The organism is Nocardioides jishulii (assembly GCF_006007965.1).
Taxonomy (GTDB): domain Bacteria; phylum Actinomycetota; class Actinomycetes; order Propionibacteriales; family Nocardioidaceae; genus Nocardioides; species Nocardioides jishulii.
This window is the reverse complement of sequence record NZ_CP040748.1, coordinates 3,490,110-3,510,499: the sequence shown is the minus strand read 5'-3', so window position 1 is coordinate 3,510,499 and position 20,390 is coordinate 3,490,110. Positions and strand designations below refer to the sequence as shown.

The following is a 20,390-nucleotide window of genomic DNA, read 5'->3' as shown; positions in this document are numbered from 1 at the left end:
CCGTGGGTGAGGGGGAGAGTCATGGGCGAGGATGACGTCGGGCGGCAGGGCGACTTCGCGGCCCGGACGTCGCACCTGCGTACGGAGCTCCTGGCGCACTGCTACCGGATGACCGGGTCGTTGGCCGACGCCGAGGACGCGGTGCAGGAGACCTACCTGCGGGCGTGGAAGGCGTTCCACACCTTCGAGGGGCGTTCGTCGGTGCGGACCTGGATGTACAAGGTCGCCACCAACACCTGCCTCTCCTCCCTCACCGCGGCGTCGCGGCGCGTGCTGCCCCAGAGTCTTGGGGCTCCGCCGGGAGACCCGACGGCCGAGCTGGTCGAGCGTGACGAGGCGTGGCTGGAGCCGCTGCCCGACGCCGTGCTCTGGCAGCAGGCCACGCCCACCCCCGAGGATGAGCTGCTCGCCCGGGAGGACGTGACCATCGCCTGGATCGCGGCCCTCCAGCACCTGCCGCCCAACCAGCGCGCGGCGCTGCTGCTGCGCGAGGTGCTCCAGCTCTCCGCCGAGGAGACCGCGGAGGTGCTCGGCGCGTCGGTCGCCGCGGTCAACTCGGCGCTCCAACGCGGACGGGCCGGGATCGGCAATGGTCTCCCCGGGGGCCGGGTGGCGGGCGTCGACACTGAGGTCGAGCGGGAGGCCGTACGCCGCTTCGTCGACGCCTTCGAGGCCCACGACTTCGACGCGATCGTCGCCTCGATGTCCGAGGGGGTGACGTGGCAGATGCCGCCCTTCGACCGCCACTACGTCGGCGCCCGCGACGCGGCCCTGCTTTCGTTCACGCACTGCCCGGCCCGAGCGGCCGGCGACCTGCGCTACCTCACCACCCGTTCGAACGGGCAGCCGGCGCTGGGCATGTACCTGCGCGAGGGACGCCAGTACGAGGCGTTCCAGTTCCAGGCGCTCACCGTGAGCCCTGACGGACTCGTCGACGACGTCGTCGGCTGGTTGGACCCCCACTTCTTCAGGTTGGCCGGGCTCCCGCTCGTCCTCGACGCCTGACCCTGGGACGGCCAGTGGCGGGCCCCTGTGTGCCAAGCGCATGACACCAAGGGGGCCGTGGGGTCTCAGTTCGTGCCGAAGAGACCGGTCCCGGAGGACGTGACGTACGGCCTCGCGTCACCCCAGAAGATCTCCTGACCGCCGAAGTAGTACAGGCTCCTGCGGCGGAAGTACCCGTAGCCCAGGGCCCCCATCGAGCCGGGGTTGCCGCTCACCGATGCCGGGGTCACGTGGGTGACGGTGCCGTCTGGGCGCCACTCGAAGTGACTGTTGCTGCCTGCCAGCGTGTACCAGACCGTGGCCACGGAGTCGTCGCCGACGATGGCTGCGTAGGCCGAGTCGATGGTGACGCCGGGCGAGTGGGACGTCGTGCCGCGGATGAGACGGTCCTTGTCGAGGGGGAGGAAGACGTCCTCGCCCACCGGCGTCGACCGCGCCGGGACCGCGGGCAGGTCGTGAGTGGTGCCGCGGGTGGCGCCCGTGACGTCAGGGCGCCAGTAGAAGCCGCCGGCTCCACTGCTCATCGTCCACGAGACGGTGCGTCGCCCGGCCAGGGTGCGGCGCGAGGCCACCTTGTCGGGGTAGTCGACGAGGTGCTGCGGGGTGCCGCCCAGGCTCGGGTCCGCCACGTGGAGACGGCCGTTGACGTTGTACGCGCCGGGCCCTTCGAGCGTCGTCCAGCCGCCGGAGGGCTGCGAGGAGTAGCCCACTGAGGTCACGCTGTCGGCGGTGGCAATCGTGACCGCCGGGATGCTCCAGGCTGCGCCGGCCAGGACACCGCGGCGGGACGGGACAACGCTGGCGACGGGCGTGGAGTCGGCGGAGGACAACTCGGGGGGCATCGTGGCTCCTGAAGCATGGCGGTCCCCGAGATCCCGCCGAACGGGTGGACTGAATCCAAACTTACGCTCGATCGTTCGTTTGCCAAAATGGACGACAGGCCTTGGCGTGCCGGAGCACACCAAGGCCTGTCGGGAGGCAGAAGGACTCAGGCGCCGATGATGAACGCCTCGAGCTGGGCGCGTCCCTCGTCGTCGGCCATCTGCACCGGCGGCGACTTCATCAGGTAGGCCGAGGCCGGGAGGATCGGGCCACCGACGCCGCGGTCCATGGCGATCTTGGCGGCGCGCACGGCGTCGATGATGATGCCGGCCGAGTTGGGCGAGTCCCAGACCTCGAGCTTGTACTCCAGGTTGAGCGGGACGTCACCGAACGCGCGGCCCTCGAGGCGGACGTACGCCCACTTGCGGTCGTCGAGCCAGGCCACGTAGTCGCTGGGACCGATGTGGACGTTGCGGCTGTCGGTGAGGCCGGCCAGCGAGCCGGTCAGGTTGGACGTGACGGCCTGGGTCTTGGAGACCTTCTTGGACTCCAGGCGCTCGCGCTCGAGCATGTTCTTGAAGTCCATGTTGCCGCCGACGTTGAGCTGGTAGGTGCGGTCCAGCGTCACGCCACGGTCCTCGAACAGCTTCGCCATCACGCGGTGGGTGATGGTGGCGCCGACCTGCGACTTGATGTCGTCACCGACGATCGGGACGCCGGCAGCCTCGAACTTCGCGGCCCACTCGGGGTCGGACGCGATGAAGACGGGCAGCGCGTTGACGAAGCCGACGCCGGCGTCGATGGCGCACTGGGCGTAGAATTTGTCAGCCTTCTCGGAGCCCACCGGGAGGTAGGAGACGAGCACGTCGACCTCGGCGTCCTTGAGCGCCTGCACGACGTCGACGGCTTCCGCGTCGGACTCCTCGATGGTCATCGAGTAGTACTTGCCGAGGCCGTCGAGGGTCGGGCCACGCTGGACGGTGACGCCCAGGGGCGGCACGTCGGCGATCTTGATGGTGTTGTTCTCGGAGGCGGTGATGGCCTCCGAGAGGTCGAAGCCGACCTTCTTGGCGTCGACGTCGAACGCTGCGACGAACTTCACGTCGGAGACGTGGTATTCGCCGAACTTGACGTGCATGAGCCCGGGGACGGTGCCCGCCGGGTCAGCGTCCTTGTAGTACTCCACGCCCTGGATGAGCGAGGTGGCGCAGTTGCCCACGCCCACGATTCCAACTCGTACTGAGCTCATGGGGCTCTCCTTGATCAATTGGCTGGGGGTCACGCGCCGGGAAGGGCGTGACCCGTGTGTCCTTGGTGCTCTGGCTGTCGTTCTGGGGTCTGCTCGGGGTGGTGCACGGGTCGACCCGCTGCCCGGCCGCCGCCCTCCCGGCCCATGTGCCGCTCGCGTTCAGCGGTGATGAGGTCGGAGAGCCAGCGGACCTCGCGCTCCACGGACTCGATGCGGTGCCGGTGGAACTCCGACGCGTACCGGTCGGCCTTCCGGGGCGAACGTTCCAGGTCTGCCCTGACGCGCGCCAGGCGCTCCTCCAGCCGCGTACGCCGGCCCTCCAGGACCCGCAGCCGGATCTCGGTGGGCGCCGAGGCGAAGAAGGTGAAGCGGATCCCGAAGTCGTCGTCCTCCCAGGCGGACGGTCCCGCCTCCGACATGAGTCGCGCGAAGGCCGCGCGGCCGTCGTCGGTCACCCGGTAGACGATCCGGGGACGCCCGGTGACCAGGGTGGGGACGGAGTCGTCCTCGCTGATCAGGCCGCCCCGCGACATCTTCTTCAGGGCCGGGTAGAGAGACCCGTACGAGAGCACTCGTCCGAGCCCCCACCCCAGCATGAGGTTGAGGCGCCGACGAATCTCGTACCCGTGCAGCGGACCCTCGTGCAACAGCCCGAGGACTGCCAGCTCGATCGTCTCGCCGCGTCGTGACATGCGATCTATCGTAGCGATATATCCGGATCGGTCCAGCGCGGGTGTCTGGTCGAACAATGGGCGGACTTCGATCGGCCCTCTACCCTTGCTCCCGTGAGTAACTCCCGTAGAGCCCCCGGCAAGGCGGTCACCCGTCGGCCCCGGAAGCCGAAGAAGTCGGCCGGTCAGCGCGCGCGCAAGGTCCTGTTGTGGCTGTGCGCCCTCGGCCTGCTCGGCGCGGTCGGCGCGGTCGGCGCGTTCCTGATCGCCTACACGACCATCGACCTGCCCGACGCCAACGCTGAGTTCAAGAGCCAGACCTCCTTCGTCTACTACGACGACGGCGAGAAGGAGATCGGACGCTACGTCAAGCAGAACCGCGTCGCGGTGCCGCTCGACGACATGCCGCAGCATCTCCAGGACGCAGTCGTCTCCGCGGAGAACAAGACCTTCTGGACCGACTCGGGCATCGACCCGAAGGGCATCCTGCGCGCCGCCTTCTCCAACGCGAAGGCCGGCGAGACGGTCGGGGGTGGGTCCACGATCACCCAGCAGTACGTGAAGATCCTCTACCTGAGCAGTGAGCAGCGCCTCACCCGCAAGGCGAAGGAGGCGATCCTCTCGCTCAAGATCCAGCGTGAGATGAGCAAGCGGGAGATCCTCGAGGGTTACCTCAACACCATCTACTTCGGCCGCGGCGCCTACGGCGTCCAGGCCGCGTCGAAGGCGTACTTCGGCAAGGACGTCAAGGACATCAACCTGCGTGAGTCCGCGGTGCTGGCCAGCGTCCTGAACAGCCCCAACGCGCTCGACCCTTCCAACGGCCCCGAGGCGAAGGCCGAGCTGAAGGAGCGCTTCGACTACACCCTGCGCCGGATGGCCGCCGACAACCCGGACTACGCCGAGAAGGCGACCCGCGCGTCCAAGCGCCTGCCGGCCTTCCCGAAGCAGAAGGCCCAGTCCGCCCAGGGCGGACAGCGCGGCCACATGCTCAAGCTCGTCAGGGACGAGCTCCTGCGGCTGGGCTACACGCCGGAGCAGATCGACGGCGGTGGCCTGCGCGTCACCACGACCCTCAACGACGAGATGATGAAGCAGGTCGAGGAGGCGGTGGTCGAGGCGCGTCCCGAGGGCTTCGGCGACAAGCAGCTCCACGTCGGTGCTGCCACCGTCGAGCCCGGCACCGGACGCCTGCGCGCCTTCTACGGTGGCCAGGACTTCCTGCAGTCGCAGATCAACTGGGCCGCGACCGGCGGCATGGCGGGCTCCACGATGAAGGCCTTCACGGTGGCCACCGCCATCGAGGAGGGCTTCAGCCTGCGTGACTCCTTCCAGGGCAACTCGCCCTACGTCTACCCCGGTGGCCTGAAGGTCTACAACGCCGGCGAGGGCGCGTCCGACATGGGCCGCTACGTCTCGATGACCACGGCCACCGCGAAGTCGACCAACACCGCGTTCGTCGACATGTCCGCCTCCATGGAGGACGGTCCGCGCAAGATCTACCGCACGGCCCTGCGTGCCGGCCTCCCGCCGGAGGAGGCCGACACGGAGTTCCCGGGCATCCCGATGCGGACCGGAGACCTCAGCCCGAAGGACTCGCTGATCACGCTCGGCAAGGCGCGCGTCAGCCCCATCAACATGGCCAACGCCTACGCCACCTTCGCCAACTTCGGTGAGCGTGCCGACGTCCACGTGGTCGCCAAGGTCGTCGAGGCCGACGGCGAGACCTCGTTCAGCCGCAAGGTCGAGACCCGCCAGGCCATCGACCCCGAGGTCAACGCCGACACGGTGTACGCGCTCGAGGACGTCGTGAAGAACGGCTCCGGCTCCACCGCCCGCAAGATCAACCGCCCCGCCGCGGGCAAGACCGGCACCGCGACTGCTGGCGCCGACCGCGAGAACGTGCACGTGTCGTCGTCCTGGTTCGTCGGCTTCACGCCGCAGCTGTCGACCGCGGTGATGTACGTCCGTGGCGACGGCGACGACCAGCTCGACGACTGGCTGCCCTCCTTCTACGGCGGGCGCTACCCGACCGAGACCTGGACCGCCATCATGGATCGGCTGATGGACGGCGAGGAGGTGGAGGACTTCCCGGACCCGGAGTTCCTCGACGGTGGCGAGTCCACGAAGGGCAGCTACACCCCGCCGAGCAACCCGCAGCCGCGCCCGGCGCCGTCGCAGGAGCCGAAGCCGTCGAAGAAGCCGAAGCCGACGCCGACGCCCACCCCGACGCCGACCCCCACGCCGACGCCCACTCCGACGCCGACGCCCACCCCGACACCCACACCGGTGCCGACACCCACGCCCACACCGGATGAACTCAACGGCACGCCGAAGCCTCCCCTGCGCCTAGAGCGTCAGGACTGAGGCATGGGCTCGCCGCAGGGAGGGACGGTGAGCGAGTCGTCGTGGGTGCACCCCACCCACGACGACCCGACGGTGGCCGCGCTGTCAGAGTCGGTCGGGGGCCCGATGGGCCAGCGGGCCGGGCGTCACCCGTGGTGGTCACCGGTGCGCGTACTGCTGGTGCTCACCGCCCTGACGTTCGCGGCGGGGATGCTCGCCAAGGCGCCGTGTGCTGCTGACGAGTGGCAGGACAACACCCTGCGCTACACCCACATGTGCTACTCCGACCTGCCCTTCCTCTACGGGTTGCGTGGCATGGCCGACCTGCACTGGCCCTACACCGACGACGCCGAGGTCCGCGCGGAGTTCGAGGTCATGGAGTATCCCGCCGGGATCTCCTACTGGGCGTGGGGCACCGGCGTGGTCACCTGGGCGCTCAGCGGAGCCCCCGACGTCGACGACCCCGCGCGTGACATGCCCCGCGAAGGCACCCTGTACGTCGCGGTCAACGCCGTTGGCTTCGCCCTGGTCGCCCTGCTGACGACCTGGTTCATGGCCGGCGTGACCCGGCGACGTCCGTGGGACGCGGCCGGCTTCGCGCTGGCCCCTGCGCTGGCCGTCACCGGCATCATGAACTGGGACCTGCTCGCCGTGGTCTTCGTCGCGGGGGCCGCGTGGGCCTGGGCCAAGGACCGGCCGGTGCTCACCGGCGTACTCATCGGAGTGGGGACGGCGGTCAAGCTCTATCCACTCTTCCTGCTCGGCGCGGTCCTCGTGATCTGCCTGCGGGGTCGTCGGTGGACGGCCCTGGCGGGAGCGTTCCTGGGTGCCGCCGTGGCGTGGCTGCTCGCCAACGCTCCAGCCCTGCTGACCGGTCCGGAGCAGTGGAAGGTGTTCTGGTCGTTCAACTCCGACCGTGGCGCCGACCTGGGGTCGGTCTGGCTGATGGTCCAGCAGATGATGGGCCCGGGCACCTGGATCGACGTGGGCCTGATCAACGACGGCTCGTGGGCCTTCTTCCTGCTGTGGTGCGTCGGCGTCCTGGTGCTGGGTCTCAAGGCCCCGCAGTCACCGCGCTTCGCCCAGCTCGGCTTCCTGATCCTGGCCGGCTTCCTGCTGGTCAACAAGGTCTACTCCCCGCAGTACGTCCTGTGGCTGCTGCCTCTGGCCGTGCTCGCCCACCCGAGGTGGCGCGACCTGCTCATCTGGCAGGCCGGTGAGATCTTCTACTTCGCCGCCGTCTGGTGGTGGCTCGGCGGCCTCCTGGATCCGGCCCAGGGCGAGTACTCGGTCATCTACTGGGCGGCGATCGCGCTGCGCATCGCCGCGCAGCTGTGGTTGGTCGCGATGGTGGTCCGCGGCGTGCTCGACCCTGACGAGGATCCCGTGGGCGGCCGTGATCCTGCCGTCGAGTCAGCACTGGTGGATGCGCGGCCCGCGACCCAGAAATGAGAGACGCCCCGCAGCGTAGGGGCGAGCCGCGGGGCGTCGGGATGACTCTCGTCCGGTCAGCGGTGCACTGACGAATCAGTGCCCGTCCGAGTCGCGCCATCCCCGAGACATGGCGCGAGACCGAGCGCAGTATGCCCACTTGAGACGGGGTAAAACCTGCCATTTGGTGCTTTTTCTTGCTTTCGGGACGAGGACAGTAGGTCTAGACCCCTTATCCCTCATTCTGGGTAGAAACCGGAGTTCTGGTCGCCGGGAACGCGGCATCAGAGACATGCTCGAGTCGCTATGAGTGAGAGCGACTTCGAGCGGAGCGGTGAGTTTGCCGTCTTCATGCTTGCACTCAGTCTCTCCTCGCTGTTCTGGCTGTGTCTGGCGCTGGACGACGTGCAGAGAAACGGTATGGGTGCCAAGCTGGGCATCGGAGTTACGGTGACCGGCATCGGGTGTCTCGTCGGCATCGTCGGACTCGTGCGGTGGGCTCGGCTGCGGCGCGGCAACCGCCCGTCCAAGGACTGACCGCTGCCGGTGGCTACGCGGTGGGCGCTGTGATGTCGTGGCCGGCGGCCGGTGTGTGGGACCTCGTCGCGTTGTCTGTCCCGTGGACTGGTTCAGTGCTGATAGTTCTCGTCCTGAGAGCGTGGGCGCTTCCAGCGCTCCTCCTGACCTTGCTCGCCTGGGTTCCCCTCCTGTCCAGCAAACCAGCATGAGCTGGTCCAGAGCTTCGTGACGGCTCCTTCGGGCGATCCGCTGCAGTCGACAGCCGATGGTGAGACGGTGTGCAGCGTGCTGGACGGTCTCGGGTCGGTGACGGGGACGCTGGATGCTGCCGGTGGGGAGGCGGTCTTCTACGGCGGCCTGATGGACAGTGGCGCGCGGCTTGTCGGCACCACGGGAGCCTTGATCGTCGCGTACTCCACCACAGGAGTGATGGCCGCAGACCGGGGAGCGATGGTCTACGCAAGAGCCAAGCTGCTGATGGTGGAACTTGCGGTGGCAATAGGTGGCGCTCTGAACTCGCTGAGGACGACGTGTGAGAACCGGTGACGGGAACCCCCGCATGTTGAGTCAGCGCACGGGTGGTGTGAATCGAGACAGTCGTGGGTCGGCGCTATTCGCCGGGCTCATCCTGGCCTGGGCAGCACGGGAGATTGCGTGGGGACCTAGTTGGTGGTTCTTGGCGCTCCTAGTCGTCTGCGGAGTCGGGATGATCGGTGTGGCCATTTCGGAGGCTGAGCCAGAGACGGACCGCCACACGCGCTCGGGGCGCCCTTCCGTGGAGCGGGTGCGCCTGACCGGTCTCTTCGCGGTGGTGCTTGTGGTGGCGGCCGTGTCGTCGGTGTCGCTCGACGCGCGCTGGTCGATGTTGGTGGCGGGTGTCGTCAGCCTGGTCTTCGGCTGTGTGGCCCACTGGCGGCGTTCCGCCGCTCCGCTGGCTGCGCCGCTCTTCCTCATGGCAGGAGTACTGCTGATCCTGCTCGGTGCGGTCGCAGGGACATGAGCGGTGACGGCTCCCTCGGGCGATCCGCTGCAGTCCACGTCCGATGGTGAGACGGTGTACAGCATGCTGGACGGTCTCGGGTCGGTGACGGGGACGCTGGATGCTTCCGGCGGGGTCGCGTCTTCCTCGGCGTACTCGGTCTTCGGCCAGCCGGCCGGTACGGGTGCGGTGGGTCTGGGTGACGCGTTCGGCTACACCGGTCACGCGTGGGACGGTGACGCGGGGATGCACTTCGCCCGGGCCCGCTGGTACGACGCGGGGGTGGGTCGGTTCGCGTCTGAGGACCCGGTGGATGCGATGAACCTTTACCCGTACGTGGGCAACCAGCCGATGGATTGGGTTGATCCGACTGGACGGATGGCGTTCTCTTACGCGGGCTTCCTTGACAACGGCATGCGGATTGTCGGCAGTGTGGGCGCGTGGTTCGTCATGTACTTCACCTCGGGTGTCATGGCGGCTCATTCGTTCCTCAAGCACTTTCCCAACGATGATCGACTGGGAGGTTGTGCAGGGAATGACTACCTCTCGGGGGTGGCATGGTCTGCCCTCCACGTTCAGGCTGTCATGATTCTCATGGCCGCTCCTACCCAGAGGGGCGCTGTGATTTTCGGGATGTCCAAGTGGCTCATGGCGGAGTTTGTGCTGGCCGTTGCCACCACTCTGAACGGGCTGAGGACGAGGTGTGTGGACCTGTGACACGCGATGACGTGCCGACGAGTCAGCCAACAGGTGGCACAACCAGATTCAAGCGGTGGCGGGGAGGTGAAACCGGCTTCGTCCTGGCGGTGGCCGCCCATGAGATCGCCCTAGGACCCACTTGGTGGTATCTCGGGGTCCTGATCGTGATCGGAATGCTGATGATCGGCTGGCTCACCGAGGAGCCGGAGCGGGACCGTAACACGCGCTCGGGGCGCCCGTCCGCGGAGCGAGTGCGCCTGACTGGTCTCTTCGCGGTGGTGCTCGTGGTGGCGGCGGTGTCGTCGGTGTCGGTCGATGCCCGTCTGTCCATGTGGATGGCGGGTGTCGTCAGCCTGGTCCTCGGCGGTGTCGCCCACTGGCGACGTTCAGTTGCTCCGGTGGCTGTGCCGCTCTTCCTGACGGCGGGGGTCCTGCTGATGCTGCTCGGTGCGGCCGCAGGGGCATGAGCAGTTCGGTGACATCCGTCAGGTGCCCAAACCGATCCAGAGCGACGGCCAGTTGTCTTGCCGGGACCCCCTTTGACACAGCAGCGGCCACTGGCTTCCTGGTGTCCGCGATCAGCATCGTGGCAGACGCGGCCACCGAGAAGAATGGGGCGACCGTGTGTGCCTGGTGCGCGATGCGAAGCACGACTACACCTACGACGGCGAGGGTAACCTGACGTCGAAGAAGGTGCGGGCCTCGGGCGCGACGACCCGGTTCGTGTGGGACTCCGAGCACCGGCTGGTCGAGCTGGTGAAGCCGTCGGGTGCCACGGTGCGCTACCGCTACGACGCGGCCGGGATGCGGGTCCAGGCGACCCGGTCCTCGGACGGTCGGGTGACCACGTGGGGCTACAACGGGTCGTCGGTGGCGGCGGTGTGGCGCCAGACGGCCGGTGAGCCGCGGGTGCTGGTGTCGACGTTCGTGACGGCTCCCTCGGGTGATCCGCTGCAGTCGACGTCCGATGGTGAGACGGTGTACAGCATGCTGGACGGTCTCGGGTCGGTGACGGGGACGCTGGATGCTTCCGGCGCGGTGGCGTCTTCCTCGGCGTACTCGGTCTTCGGCCAGCCGGCCGGTACGGGTGCGGTAGGTCTGGGTGACGCGGTCGGCTACACCGGTCACGCGTGGGACGGTGACGCGGGGATGCACTTCGCCCGGGCCCGCTGGTACGACGCCGGGGTGGGTCGGTTCGCGTCTGAGGACCCGGTGGACGCGATGAACCTGTATTCGTACGTGGGCAACCAGCCACTGGACTATCACGATCCGACGGGCGAGTTCGCCGTCGAAGTCGCGGCCACGAGTCAGTTTGGGGCTGACTTCGCGAAGGCGACTCAATACGTCGCGGTGCCTGCGTTTGGTGCTTTGACGCTTCTTCCCCAGCTGATCGGCATGGGCAAGCACGGCGTCAATCGTGCGTGCCTGTGGGACACAACCGTCACTGCAAGTTTCTGGGCCATCACGTTTGAATCGCTCCGTGCTGGAGGCTCATGCAACGCAGGCGGCGGTGCGTAGTCATGGGGGGAGAACGGAGTTCCAAGCGCCCCCTCCTGGCGGCGTACGTGATGGTGGTGGGAATACTCCTCGCCAAACTCGCTCTGATGCCAGGAGCCTGGTATTCGCAGTTGGCGTCTGTCCTCATCATTCTGCTCTTCACAGGATTGGTGTGGCGGGAACTGCGACGACGGGATGAGTTCCACCCACCGAGCTGAGGGTTCTCCCTGGGCCCACGGCTGCCTTGGGGGCATCTTCCACTTCTCCGCGGCCAGGCATCGATGGCGCAGACGCGAAGGTGCGCTTCGGGTCCAGGCGGTCCGGTCTTCGGATGGTCGGGTGACCACGTGGGTTACAACGGTTGGACGGTGTGCGCGACGGCTCCCTCGGGTGATCCCCTGCAGTCGACCGCGGAAGGTGGGACGGTGTGCAGCATGCTGGGCGGACTGGGATCGGAGCCATCTACGAGGACGCGTGTGGACGCCCGATCTGGTCACACACGCTGGTGGGTCGCTGCCGTGGTCCTCGCCTCCGCCGGGGCGATGTCATCCGCGTGGCTCACTGTGGTCGTGGGGGTGGCCACTGCTGTCGCAGTCATGGCCAGGGACCGGCTGGCCGCTTCGTATGGGTGGATCGCGATCTTCATGGGCGTCTGGACCTACCAGGGCGTGGTGGCGAGTCAGCTCCTGACTTCGGCCATTCCTGGCGTCGATCAGAGAGTGGCATGGCTGCCTCTAGCGCTGCTGATTGTCCTTTTCCTCAAGTGGACGCTGGCGCGCTGGAAACGTGATCGGAAGGCTCCTTGGGGGACCTTGGTGGGAGAGACTTTGACTGCGGGGGTGTGGCTCTGGATCTTGAGCGCGGGGCGACACGCGGAGTTACCGGCGTTGTGGGTCGTGAGCCTCTTCGGTGCGCTGCATCTGACGGTTCTTGCGCTGGTTGCAGCGAGGCAACTGCAGGACGGGCCCACGGGCCCCACCGTCAACGACGATCGCGGTCCATCGTCGCGTCCGTCGGGGAGGGGTTGAGACCAAGAGCCGCCTGACAGGGGGCGAGGGATTGGTGTGTCGACCCTCAGCCACGATGGTGGCGACGAGCTGGAAGAGCCGTGATTGTCTCCAGCTTTCGGCTGCCGGTGACGTCCGATGCAGCGGAGGCGCACTGGCTCAAGACCTACATCGACCACCTCAAGAGGCGGGGCAGTTGTGGCAACTGACCGAGGCGTCGGCACCTCCACATCCAGGGCTGGTGTCGAGCGGGACCATTTGCTCACGCCGTTGGCGATGTGGGCGATGGTGTTGTGGTTCATGGGGCTCGATTCCGACCTTGACCACTACACGTTCTGGCTGGGGATGGCCTGGGTCGGGGTGGTGGCTGCGCTGGTCGTCTGGATGGTCGTACGTCGACCGCGCATGCAGTCACCGAAAGCGGCTTCTCCCTCGGATCACCTCTTCAACGGCATCGTGGCCGTGGGGTTGGGCTGGACGATGGTGGCCGCCGCCTGGGACGGGAGGCTCCTGGTGTCGTTGGTGTCGCTTGGCGCTCTGACGGTGGGCACGGCCCTCATGCTGTTCCTACGCTCCCGTGCGACGTCCTCGTGATCGACGGACGCGGCGCCTGAGCCGTGCACTGACGACCGGGTCTCGGAGTCGGTGTGCTCGGGGGTGCTGGTCTGGACGGCCGTGACGGTTCCTTCGGTGATCCGCTGCGCTGGACCGCTGAGGGTGAGACGGTGTGCGGCGTGCTGGACGGACTGGGATCGGTGACGGGGACGGGGACGCTGGATTCTGCCGGCGCGGTGGTGTCGTCCTCGGCGTACTCGGTCTTCGGTCAGCCGGCCGGTACGGGTGCGGTGGGTCTGGGTGACGCGTTCGGCTACACCGGTCACGCGTGGGACGGTGACGCGGGGATGCACTTCGCGCGGGCGCGGTGGTACGACGCCGGGGTGGGGCGTTTTGCCTCGGAAGACCCGATTGACGCGATGAACCTGTACACGTACGTGGGCAACCGATCCATGGATCTCACCGATCCCACGGGCGAGGTGGCGGTCTTCTACGCCCGGATCCTCGACCCCGCGATGCGAATCATCGGGTCTACCGGTGCGCTGATCGTCACCTACTTCACGAGCGGGGCGTTGGGGGGATACTCGTTGCTCTCCTCTTTGGCCTCATCAAATCCCTGGGGAGGATGCGCGCGTCAGGCTTATGGCGACGGGGCGGAGCTCCTCGCCATTCACGCGACAGCGGTGTGGATCCTGATGGGTGCCAATGTGACCCCAGGGTTGTCGGTGTACGCACGTTCCAAGTTGCTTCTGGCGGAGTTGGCTTGGTTCCTGACCACCGAGCTGTTGGCTCTGGGCTCGACGTGTGAGGACTGATGGCAGTGGACCACTCGTCGGCGGGGGGGCTGTGGGAGGTTCCCGCCAGGGCCTGGCCGGTACTTCTGGTCCCGGGTTTCGGCATCGCGTCGTCGGTGTCGGGCCTGGCGGGTGGGGCCTCGCTGCTGTTCGTTGTCCTCGCGGTCATGCTGGGGGCGGTCGCCCTGGTGGTGGCACAGGAGGCAGTGTTCGCTTTGGGAGGCTTCGCCGACCCAGAGACGGAAGGGAAGCAGGGATTGCCGTCTCCGCATGGGCGGGGCATGCTGGCCGTCGCTGCTGTGACTCTCCCGCCGGTGGCGATGCGTGAGGCGGTGCCGCCGTGGGCCGTGCTGTTGCTGGCCGGGTGTCTGTCGGTCGTCCTCGGGGCGTTACTGGGAGCGCGCCGCCGGTCCGCCAAGGACGGGGCCTATGGCGCACTGCTCGTTCTGAGCGGATTCCTCATCCTGGGTGCCGCCTCCCTCGAGGCCCTGTGAGTCGCCCAACGGGCATCCTCACTCGCGATGTCCGCAGACCGGGGAGCGATGGTCTACGCAAAAGCCAAGCTGCTGATGGTGGGGACTTCGTCGTTGCGGGGTCGATGAGCGTGTCCGTGCTCTTCAAAGATGTTCTCAAGTACACGAACATCAGTGCGAAGGCAGCGGCCTACACGAAGGCGGCCGTCGCATTGGCGGAGTTCGTGAGCGCTGCGGTTAGCTACGTGTCCAGCATGACGACCAACGGAGCATGTGGCCGTGGCGTCTGAGTCACGCGTGCACCTCTGGGGCATCGGGTTCGCGTTGATGGCCGCGTACGTGGCGGTGGCAGTGCTCTCGTGGCCGCAGGTCGGCGCATGGGACCTCGTCGCGATGGCCGTCCCCTGGGCTGTTTCTGTGGGGTTGGTCCTCCTCCTGAGAGAGATCGGCATGGGCACGGGTGTCGGCATGGCGCCTTGGCTCATCGGCGTAGGGGTGTGCATCTGGGGCTTCATCGACGCTTGGCTCGATGACGCCTCAGGAGCCGGGTGGTGGGTACTTCCAGCTCTGCTCCTGACTCTGGTTGCCTGGATTCCGCCACGGTCTCCACAAGGCGGGCGGGTGTCGACCCTCAGCCACGATGGTGGCGACGAGCTGGAAGAGCCGTGATTGTCTCCAGCTTTCGGCTGCCGGTGACGTCTGATGCAGCGGAGGCGCACTGGCTCAAGACCTACATCGACCACCTCAAGAGGCGGGGCAGTTGTGGCAACTGACCGAGGCGTCGGCACCTCCACATCCAGGGCTGGTGTCGAGCGGGACCATTTGCTCACGCCGTTGGCGATGTGGGCGATGGTGTTGTGGTTCATGGGGCTCGATTCCGACCTTGACCACTACACGTTCTGGCTGGGGATGGCCTGGGTGGGGGTGGTGGCTGCGCTGGTCGTCTGGATGGTCGTACGTCGACCGCGCATGCAGTCACCGAAAGCGGCTTCTCTCTCGGATCACCTCTTCATCGGCATCGTGGCTGTGGGGTTGGGCTGGACGATGGTGGCCGCCGCCTGGGACGGGAGGCTCCTGGTGTCGTTGGTGTCGCTTGGCGCTCTGACGGTGGGCACGGCCCTCATGCTGTTCCTACGCTCCCGTGCGACGTCCTCGTGATCGACGGACGCGGCGCCTGAGCCGTGCACTGACGACCGGGTCTCGGAGTCGGTGTGCTCGGGGGTGCTGGTCTGGACGTTCGTGACGGCGCCTTCGGGTGATCCGCTGCAGTCGACGTCTGATGGTGAGACGGTGTGCGGCGTGCGGCGGGGTGGTGTCGTCCTCGGCGTACTCGGTGTTCGGTCAGCCGGCCGGTACGGGTGCGGTGGGCCTGGGTGACGTCTACGGGTACACCGGTCACGCGTGGGACGGTGACGTGGGGATGCACTTCGCCCGGGCCCGCTGGTACGACGCCGGGGTGGGTCGGTTCGCGTCTGAGGACCCGGTGGACGCGTTGAACTGGTATCCGTACGTGGGCAACCAGCCTTACTCGTACGTCGACCCCACGGGGGAGATGGCGGTCAGCTACGCGCCCGTGGCGGAAGGGGGTTCGAGTCGCTCCTACGACGCGGCCGCGCTCGCTGCCATCGGCACGACGAACAATGTGGTGATCACAGGCGTGATGCGACTGTTCCGGGACATCGCAACTTATGGTCAGGTCACCATCGGTTGTCGCTATTCAGTGTTCACCACACTGGTGACAGGCGCGGGGTTCGTCGCAGCGCAGTTCTCGACGGTCCACTTCGCGAACGCATTGGCACTCAAAGCCGCGCGCTATGCGCAGGCGGGCACAGCGTTGGTGGCGTTCGTCGACTATGCGATGTCGATACGTCCTGGTGGAGCCTGCCATGCGAAATAGGAGACAGGCGCCCGCGGCTCCTGAACGTCTCGTCGTCGCCGGGCTCGTGCTCACGACATCGATGATGATCGCGGAGACCCACCAGCGGTGGCCGCTGCCGTTGGCGTTGGCCGTGACCTTGGCGATGCTGGTGCTTGCACTTGTCATGGTGCTGACGGACCTCGGCGCGGGACCCCGTGGCGCGAGCGGGAGTCGAGGGACCGACCTGACGGGTGTGAGCGTCAAGGTGGTCCTGGCCTTGGTCGCCATCGCGATCATCAAGGGCACGGTCGCGGCACTGCGCAGCGAGTGGGTCGTGACCTTCGGGTGGGCTGTTCTCGCGGTCGGTCTCATTCTCGGGTGCGTTCGCCTGACCAGGGCAAGCAGTACGTCGACGCGATGGGGGTGACCTACCGTTGGCCTGGCTGGTTCTTCTGAGCCGTGAGTCGAGAGGAGTCCAGCATGTTCGTCGAGGGACCCGACCTGCCTCCCGGGACTGTGGTGCGCAAGCGTCCGCGCGATGGGGTGCAGTGGCGGTTTGACGGCCGCCGGCTGGAGGGCGTGCGCTTCGAGCGGATCAAGGATGGGCCGGACTGGTTGTCCTTCCGGGACTGCGACTTCGTGGACAGCGAGTTCGTCGACTGCAGGCTCGACTGGTACCTGGGGAGCCCGTTGCCTGATCCCGATGCTGCGTCTCGCTTCACGAGGTGCGTCTTCACCCGCTGTGACTTGAGGAGGGTGTTCGCCCGGCGGGTCAGGTTCGAGGACTGCACGTTCGACTCGTGCCGGTGGAACGCTCACTTCTTCGCCGTCGACCTGGTGCGCAACCGTTTCATCGGCACGGTCGACAGTCTGTCGCTGTGGGGTCGTGAGGACGAGCCGGGTGCTCCGCGCAACGTGATCATCGGCAACGACTTCAGCCGGGCAGACCTGCTGGGGATGGGGCTGTCTGCCGAGGTGCCGGTGGATGACCAACTGTGGCCGCGCGACGAGCACCACGTCCGTGTCGACCGCGTGCCGGACCGGATGCGGGCGCTGCGCAGCAGGCTCGAGCAGGATGGGAGTGACCCGGAGCTGCTGCGGTGGTTGGAGTTCTACTGGGTCGACCTCGAGCCTGCGAACGTGCAGAGCACCAAGGTCGTGCGTCTGGACGACCCCTTGATGGATGGCACGTGGAGGCGGATGTGGCGCGCGCTGATCGCGGTGGAACTGCCCGATGGCTGACATGGGCCCCGGCGGTCCTCGAACCGGTCGAACGTCGGTGGCGGATCCGCTGCTGTCGCCCACCGATCGTGGGACCGTGTCGTGCGGGGCCATGCCACGTGTGAGAGCAGATGGGGGAGACCATGGAGCGACTCAAGTCAGACCCGCTCCTCCAGGTGGTGGTGGTCCTGGCTGTGCTGCTGGTCGCAGCGATCGCCCTGACGCCCCTGACCATGGTGCAGTCCGGATCCCTCTTCATGATCCTCGCCCTCCTGTCGATCCCAGGACGTAGTGATCCGAGTGAGACACCAGAAGTGCATGACACGGAGGACCCATGATGATGGAGGAGTGCGAGTGACGACACAACCGTCCGACCTCGTTCGTTTCGGTGACCGGTTCGTGCTGCCCGAGCAGGAGGGTCGTGCTCAGCGGACCGTGACGTTGCGGGCGGTGGCCGGGCCGTCGATCGAGTTGCCGTGGGGAATGCTGGCGATCGCCGATCCCTGGTTCCCGGAGGTCTCCCCGGAGTTCCCGGCGGTCCTCCTCGGGAAGGGTGAGTGGCCAACGACGTTGAGCACCATCGACGTTCCCCGTGGGAGCGGCACGGAGCCGCAGCCGATGGCATGCGCCGCGTCGATCGGTCGGCTCGCTGACGTCGCGACGTGGCAACCGGTAGTCCAGGCCGAGGAGCACGTCCACCTCGACTGTGACTCAGGACTGGGCGCCTTCTACGACATCACCGACGCCGCGCTCCTGCAGGAGGTGTTCGAGGACGACGCGCAGATGAAGCGGGTCTTCGACGCGGCGCTGGCCGAGCAGGTGGTCACGATGGAGGTGCAGGGCCGGGTCGCCGCCGTGGTGTTCGAGGTGCCGGACGGCCCGGACGAGTACGCGGCGTGGGTCGGCTTCGACCGTGACGGCCAAGGAGTCGCGGTGCTGGTGGACCTCAAGATCCTCGACGGGGCGCAGCCCGTGTAGCAGGGCCGCTGACGAGGGGTCAGGAAATCTCGACCCGGTCGAACGACGTCGTGGTGAAGCGCACGCGTACGTCGATCTCGTCGCCGACCGCCGGCACCGGTGAGCCGTGGGGCAGGAAGAGCATCGAGGCCTGCATGTGCGGCGGCTCGGCGAAGAGGCACTGCTTGCCGCCGATGAAGTAGGGCGAGCGGACGAAGCCGACGGCGTCCAGGCCGCCTCGGGCCAGGGTGGCGGCCCGGGACTTGAGCGAGAGGTCGCCCGAGGGCGCCGCCAGGCCGATGCCGTGGGCCGTGCCCCCGGAGACGATGAGCACGTGGCCGCTCTTGGGCGCCGTACGGGAGCGGTAGCCGAAGACGTCGCCGCGCTCGACCGGGTGCACGTCGAGCACCTGCGCGGTGACCTTCAACGCGCCGCGGTCGCCCAACCACAGACCGGTGCCGATGCGCGGTCGGATGGTGTAGTCGGAGTAGGAGGCGCGCAGCCGCTCGTGCTCGGAGTCGGTCAGGTGGCTCACCCACAGCGTGCGCGTGGGCAGGTCGGCGGAGACGGCGTCGGTGATCAGTCGCTGCACCTGGGAGAGGTGGGAGCCCTGCGCCAGCGGGAGGTGCAGGGCGATGCCCTCCAGGCGGCCCCGGGCGGTGAGCCCGCCCAGGCCGCGCAGGTCGCGGCCGGTCATGCCGTGGCGCAGCATCGAGGTGACCAGCTCGAGCACGTAGCGGGCGTCGGGCTGACGCTCGAGCAGGGCGGCGAGGTCCTCCGCGCGGCTCACCGTGTGGATGACCCGTCCCGCGAACGCCGGGTCGACCTCGAGGGCTGCGCCGAAGGGACGCCACGGGGTGAGGACGAGGATGCTGCCGTGGAAGCGGTCGGCGACCTCGGCGACCTCGTCGTAGGTCCCGACGGCGAGCACGTCGCCCCAGGTCTGGCCGGTGCCCACACCGCGGTCGGCGAGCCACTGCGTACGCCTGGCGAGGCGCCCCAGGCCGAAGCCGTAGCCGTTGCCCTTGGCGACCGGGACGAGTCCGGGGGTGCGCTCGGCGACTTCCACCAGGTGCTCGCGCCAGCGGGGTCCGTCGACGTGGAGGGTCAGGGTCATCTCATCGCCTCTTCATGTAGAGCTGGAACGCCGCGTAGATCGGGCGGTTGATCGGCAGGTCCCACTCGCCGACGTACTCGACGGCCTCCCCGCCGGTGCCGACCTTGAACTGGATCAGCCCCACGTGCGGGTCGTCGGCGTCGAGGGTGTCGGTGATGCCGCGCATGTCGTAGACGGTCGCGCCGGCGGCGAGCGCGCTGCGGATCATCTCCCACTGCACGGCGTTGGACCCACGGACGTCGCGCTTCTCCGTCGAGGAGGCGCCGTAGGAGTACCAGGCATGCTGACCGACGCGGATCGAGATCGTCGCGGCGACCAGGTCGCCCTCGTGGCGGGCGAGGTGGAGCACGAAGCGGTCGTCCTCCTCCGGAGTGAGGGAGTCCCACATCTTCTGGAAGTACGACAGCGGCCGCGGCGTGAAGTGGTCGCGCTCGGCGGTGTGCACGTACAGCTCGTGGAAGGCCGCCAGGTCGTCACGGGTGCCGCGGGTGACCTCGACGCCTGCCTTCGCGGCCTTCTTGATGTTGCGGCGCCAGAGCTGGTTCATCGACTTGAGGACCTCGTCCTCGGTCTTGGCGCGGCCGTCGACGGTCAGCGGGACGTGGAAGTTGTACTGCGGCTGGCCAGCGGCGAAGCCACCCTCCGCGGCCTGCGGCTGCCAGCCCAGCTCGTGCAGCTGGGAGACGATCGCGGCACCGGTGGGCGTGCGCTCCAGGGGCGCGATGTCGTCGAGACGACGGACGGCGGGGTCGGAGACCCCTTCCTTGATCTGCGCCGCCGACCACCGGCGGGTGACCACGGGCGGCCCGATGCGGATGCCGAAGGCGCCCTTCTTCTTCAGGTACGCACTCAGCGGGTCGAGCCAGTCGCCCAGCCGCGCGTCGGGGTCGGTGAAGGAGGCCCAGTCGATGACGGGACCCTCCGGCAGGTAGGCCAGGTAGCGCTTCACCTTGGGGAGCTGGCGGTAGAGCACGAGCGCCGCACCGACCATCTCCTCGCCGTCGGCACCCGGGCGGAACCATCCGAGCGACTCGTGCTGCCACTCCGACTTCACCGGCCCCCACGCCGGGACCTGCAGGAACGAGGCGGACGGCTGGGTACGGATGAATGCGAGGTGCTCGGCGGGAGTCACTGCACGCAGGGTCAGGGGCTGGGCGAGCTGGCGGGAAGACACGGCCCCGAGGCTACCC

Annotated in this window: 24 protein-coding genes; 19 read left to right on the top strand and 5 right to left on the bottom strand. The window is 67.8% G+C overall.

The genetic code is table 11. From position 1 onward, the window contains the following. Positions 1 to 21: 21 nt before the first annotated feature. Positions 22 to 1,005, top strand: coding sequence for an RNA polymerase subunit sigma-70 (locus FCL41_RS16745; RefSeq protein WP_137064578.1), 984 nt, complete (start codon positions 22 to 24; stop codon positions 1,003 to 1,005). Between the two features lie 65 nt (positions 1,006 to 1,070). Here FCL41_RS16745 and FCL41_RS16740 read toward each other — a convergent pair whose 3' ends face one another. The 3 genes from FCL41_RS16740 to FCL41_RS16730 form a co-directional block, all read right to left on the bottom strand. Then, on the bottom strand, positions 1,071 to 1,847 hold the full coding sequence (locus FCL41_RS16740; RefSeq protein WP_137064579.1) for a hypothetical protein: 777 nt from the start codon (positions 1,845 to 1,847) through the stop codon (positions 1,071 to 1,073). Positions 1,848 to 1,993: 146 nt separating this feature from the next. Then, positions 1,994 to 3,076 (bottom strand): inositol-3-phosphate synthase, encoded by a 1,083-nt coding sequence (locus tag FCL41_RS16735; RefSeq protein WP_137064580.1) that lies wholly within the window; start codon positions 3,074 to 3,076, stop codon positions 1,994 to 1,996. A 29-nt stretch (positions 3,077 to 3,105) separates the two neighbouring features. Beyond that, positions 3,106 to 3,768 carry a PadR family transcriptional regulator gene (locus FCL41_RS16730; protein ID WP_137064581.1) on the bottom strand — a complete coding sequence of 221 codons (663 nt, stop codon included), beginning with the start codon at positions 3,766 to 3,768 and terminating at the stop codon, positions 3,106 to 3,108. A 93-nt stretch (positions 3,769 to 3,861) separates the two neighbouring features. On the opposite strand from FCL41_RS16730, the gene FCL41_RS16725 reads away from it, so the two are divergent. From FCL41_RS16725 to FCL41_RS16640, 18 genes are all read left to right on the top strand, one after another. Then, positions 3,862 to 6,114 (top strand): transglycosylase domain-containing protein, encoded by a 2,253-nt coding sequence (locus FCL41_RS16725; RefSeq protein WP_137064582.1) that lies wholly within the window; start codon positions 3,862 to 3,864, stop codon positions 6,112 to 6,114. Positions 6,115 to 6,141: 27 nt separating this feature from the next. Then, positions 6,142 to 7,545, top strand: coding sequence for a glycosyltransferase family 87 protein (locus FCL41_RS16720; RefSeq protein WP_239021694.1), 1,404 nt, complete (start codon positions 6,142 to 6,144; stop codon positions 7,543 to 7,545). Between the two features lie 285 nt (positions 7,546 to 7,830). Continuing rightward, the gene (locus FCL41_RS16715; RefSeq protein ID WP_137064584.1) at positions 7,831 to 8,061 is read left to right on the top strand and encodes a hypothetical protein; all 231 of its coding nucleotides are present in this window, start codon (positions 7,831 to 7,833) and stop codon (positions 8,059 to 8,061) included. A gap of 267 nt (positions 8,062 to 8,328) precedes the next feature. Beyond that, complete coding sequence (locus FCL41_RS16710) at positions 8,329 to 8,589, top strand: hypothetical protein (protein WP_137064585.1); 261 nt, start codon at positions 8,329 to 8,331, stop codon at positions 8,587 to 8,589. A gap of 238 nt (positions 8,590 to 8,827) precedes the next feature. Then, on the top strand, positions 8,828 to 9,043 hold the full coding sequence (locus FCL41_RS16705; protein ID WP_170970152.1) for a hypothetical protein: 216 nt from the start codon (positions 8,828 to 8,830) through the stop codon (positions 9,041 to 9,043). A 63-nt stretch (positions 9,044 to 9,106) separates the two neighbouring features. After that, a complete protein-coding gene (locus tag FCL41_RS16700) occupies positions 9,107 to 9,739 on the top strand; it encodes an RHS repeat-associated core domain-containing protein (protein ID WP_239021888.1) in 633 nt (210 codons plus the stop codon). Positions 9,740 to 9,885: 146 nt separating this feature from the next. After that, positions 9,886 to 10,188, top strand: coding sequence for a hypothetical protein (locus FCL41_RS16695; protein ID WP_137064588.1), 303 nt, complete (start codon positions 9,886 to 9,888; stop codon positions 10,186 to 10,188). 157 nt (positions 10,189 to 10,345) lie between these two features. Beyond that, positions 10,346 to 11,239, top strand: a complete 894-nt coding sequence (locus FCL41_RS16690) for an RHS repeat-associated core domain-containing protein (RefSeq protein ID WP_137064589.1) — start codon at positions 10,346 to 10,348, stop codon at positions 11,237 to 11,239. Positions 11,240 to 12,423: 1,184 nt separating this feature from the next. After that, positions 12,424 to 12,819 (top strand): hypothetical protein, encoded by a 396-nt coding sequence (locus FCL41_RS16685; RefSeq protein WP_138868076.1) that lies wholly within the window; start codon positions 12,424 to 12,426, stop codon positions 12,817 to 12,819. A 140-nt stretch (positions 12,820 to 12,959) separates the two neighbouring features. After that, positions 12,960 to 13,595 carry an RHS repeat-associated core domain-containing protein gene (locus FCL41_RS16680; RefSeq protein ID WP_170970156.1) on the top strand — a complete coding sequence of 212 codons (636 nt, stop codon included), beginning with the start codon at positions 12,960 to 12,962 and terminating at the stop codon, positions 13,593 to 13,595. Continuing rightward, the gene (locus FCL41_RS16675) at positions 13,595 to 14,068 is read left to right on the top strand and encodes a hypothetical protein (protein WP_137064592.1); all 474 of its coding nucleotides are present in this window, start codon (positions 13,595 to 13,597) and stop codon (positions 14,066 to 14,068) included. Before FCL41_RS16680 ends, FCL41_RS16675 begins: the two co-directional genes overlap by 1 nt. Before the next feature lie 258 nt (positions 14,069 to 14,326). After that, positions 14,327 to 14,716 (top strand): hypothetical protein, encoded by a 390-nt coding sequence (locus FCL41_RS16670; protein WP_137064593.1) that lies wholly within the window; start codon positions 14,327 to 14,329, stop codon positions 14,714 to 14,716. Positions 14,717 to 14,809: 93 nt separating this feature from the next. Then, positions 14,810 to 15,205 carry a hypothetical protein gene (locus tag FCL41_RS16665; protein ID WP_137064590.1) on the top strand — a complete coding sequence of 132 codons (396 nt, stop codon included), beginning with the start codon at positions 14,810 to 14,812 and terminating at the stop codon, positions 15,203 to 15,205. Positions 15,206 to 15,380: 175 nt separating this feature from the next. Beyond that, positions 15,381 to 15,944 (top strand): RHS repeat-associated core domain-containing protein, encoded by a 564-nt coding sequence (locus tag FCL41_RS16660; RefSeq protein ID WP_170970157.1) that lies wholly within the window; start codon positions 15,381 to 15,383, stop codon positions 15,942 to 15,944. Then, on the top strand, positions 15,934 to 16,332 hold the full coding sequence (locus FCL41_RS16655) for a hypothetical protein (protein ID WP_137064595.1): 399 nt from the start codon (positions 15,934 to 15,936) through the stop codon (positions 16,330 to 16,332). Before FCL41_RS16660 ends, FCL41_RS16655 begins: the two co-directional genes overlap by 11 nt. 92 nt (positions 16,333 to 16,424) lie before the next feature. Then, entirely contained in the window at positions 16,425 to 17,147 is a 723-nt protein-coding gene (locus FCL41_RS16650; protein ID WP_170970158.1) for a pentapeptide repeat-containing protein, read from the top strand. Between the two features lie 122 nt (positions 17,148 to 17,269). Further along, positions 17,270 to 17,464: a hypothetical protein gene (locus tag FCL41_RS16645; protein ID WP_137064597.1), complete on the top strand. Its 195-nt coding sequence runs from the start codon at positions 17,270 to 17,272 to the stop codon at positions 17,462 to 17,464. 16 nt (positions 17,465 to 17,480) lie between these two features. Continuing rightward, on the top strand, positions 17,481 to 18,104 hold the full coding sequence (locus FCL41_RS16640; protein ID WP_170970159.1) for a DUF4241 domain-containing protein: 624 nt from the start codon (positions 17,481 to 17,483) through the stop codon (positions 18,102 to 18,104). A gap of 19 nt (positions 18,105 to 18,123) precedes the next feature. Here FCL41_RS16640 and FCL41_RS16635 read toward each other — a convergent pair whose 3' ends face one another. Further along, the gene (locus FCL41_RS16635) at positions 18,124 to 19,200 is read right to left on the bottom strand and encodes an alanine racemase (RefSeq protein ID WP_137064599.1); all 1,077 of its coding nucleotides are present in this window, start codon (positions 19,198 to 19,200) and stop codon (positions 18,124 to 18,126) included. A 1-nt stretch (position 19,201) separates the two neighbouring features. Further along, entirely contained in the window at positions 19,202 to 20,374 is a 1,173-nt protein-coding gene (locus tag FCL41_RS16630; RefSeq protein WP_275403746.1) for a lipid II:glycine glycyltransferase FemX, read from the bottom strand. Between the last annotated feature and the right edge of the window lie 16 nt (positions 20,375 to 20,390).

What these genes read in the sequence shown, in the direction of transcription:
- FCL41_RS16745 (WP_137064578.1), top strand. Translation starts at nt 22, where the DNA reads ATGGGCGAGGATGACGTCGGGCGGCAGGGCGACTTCGCGGCCCGGACG.
- FCL41_RS16740 (WP_137064579.1), bottom strand. Translation starts at nt 1,847, where the DNA reads ATGCCCCCCGAGTTGTCCTCCGCCGACTCCACGCCCGTCGCCAGCGTT.
- FCL41_RS16735 (WP_137064580.1), bottom strand. Translation starts at nt 3,076, where the DNA reads ATGAGCTCAGTACGAGTTGGAATCGTGGGCGTGGGCAACTGCGCCACC.
- FCL41_RS16730 (WP_137064581.1), bottom strand. Translation starts at nt 3,768, where the DNA reads ATGTCACGACGCGGCGAGACGATCGAGCTGGCAGTCCTCGGGCTGTTG.
- FCL41_RS16715 (WP_137064584.1), top strand. Translation starts at nt 7,831, where the DNA reads ATGAGTGAGAGCGACTTCGAGCGGAGCGGTGAGTTTGCCGTCTTCATG.
- FCL41_RS16700 (WP_239021888.1), top strand. Translation starts at nt 9,107, where the DNA reads ATGCTGGACGGTCTCGGGTCGGTGACGGGGACGCTGGATGCTTCCGGC.
- FCL41_RS16675 (WP_137064592.1), top strand. Translation starts at nt 13,595, where the DNA reads ATGGCAGTGGACCACTCGTCGGCGGGGGGGCTGTGGGAGGTTCCCGCC.
- FCL41_RS16655 (WP_137064595.1), top strand. Translation starts at nt 15,934, where the DNA reads ATGCGAAATAGGAGACAGGCGCCCGCGGCTCCTGAACGTCTCGTCGTC.
- FCL41_RS16645 (WP_137064597.1), top strand. Translation starts at nt 17,270, where the DNA reads ATGGAGCGACTCAAGTCAGACCCGCTCCTCCAGGTGGTGGTGGTCCTG.
- FCL41_RS16635 (WP_137064599.1), bottom strand. Translation starts at nt 19,200, where the DNA reads ATGACCCTGACCCTCCACGTCGACGGACCCCGCTGGCGCGAGCACCTG.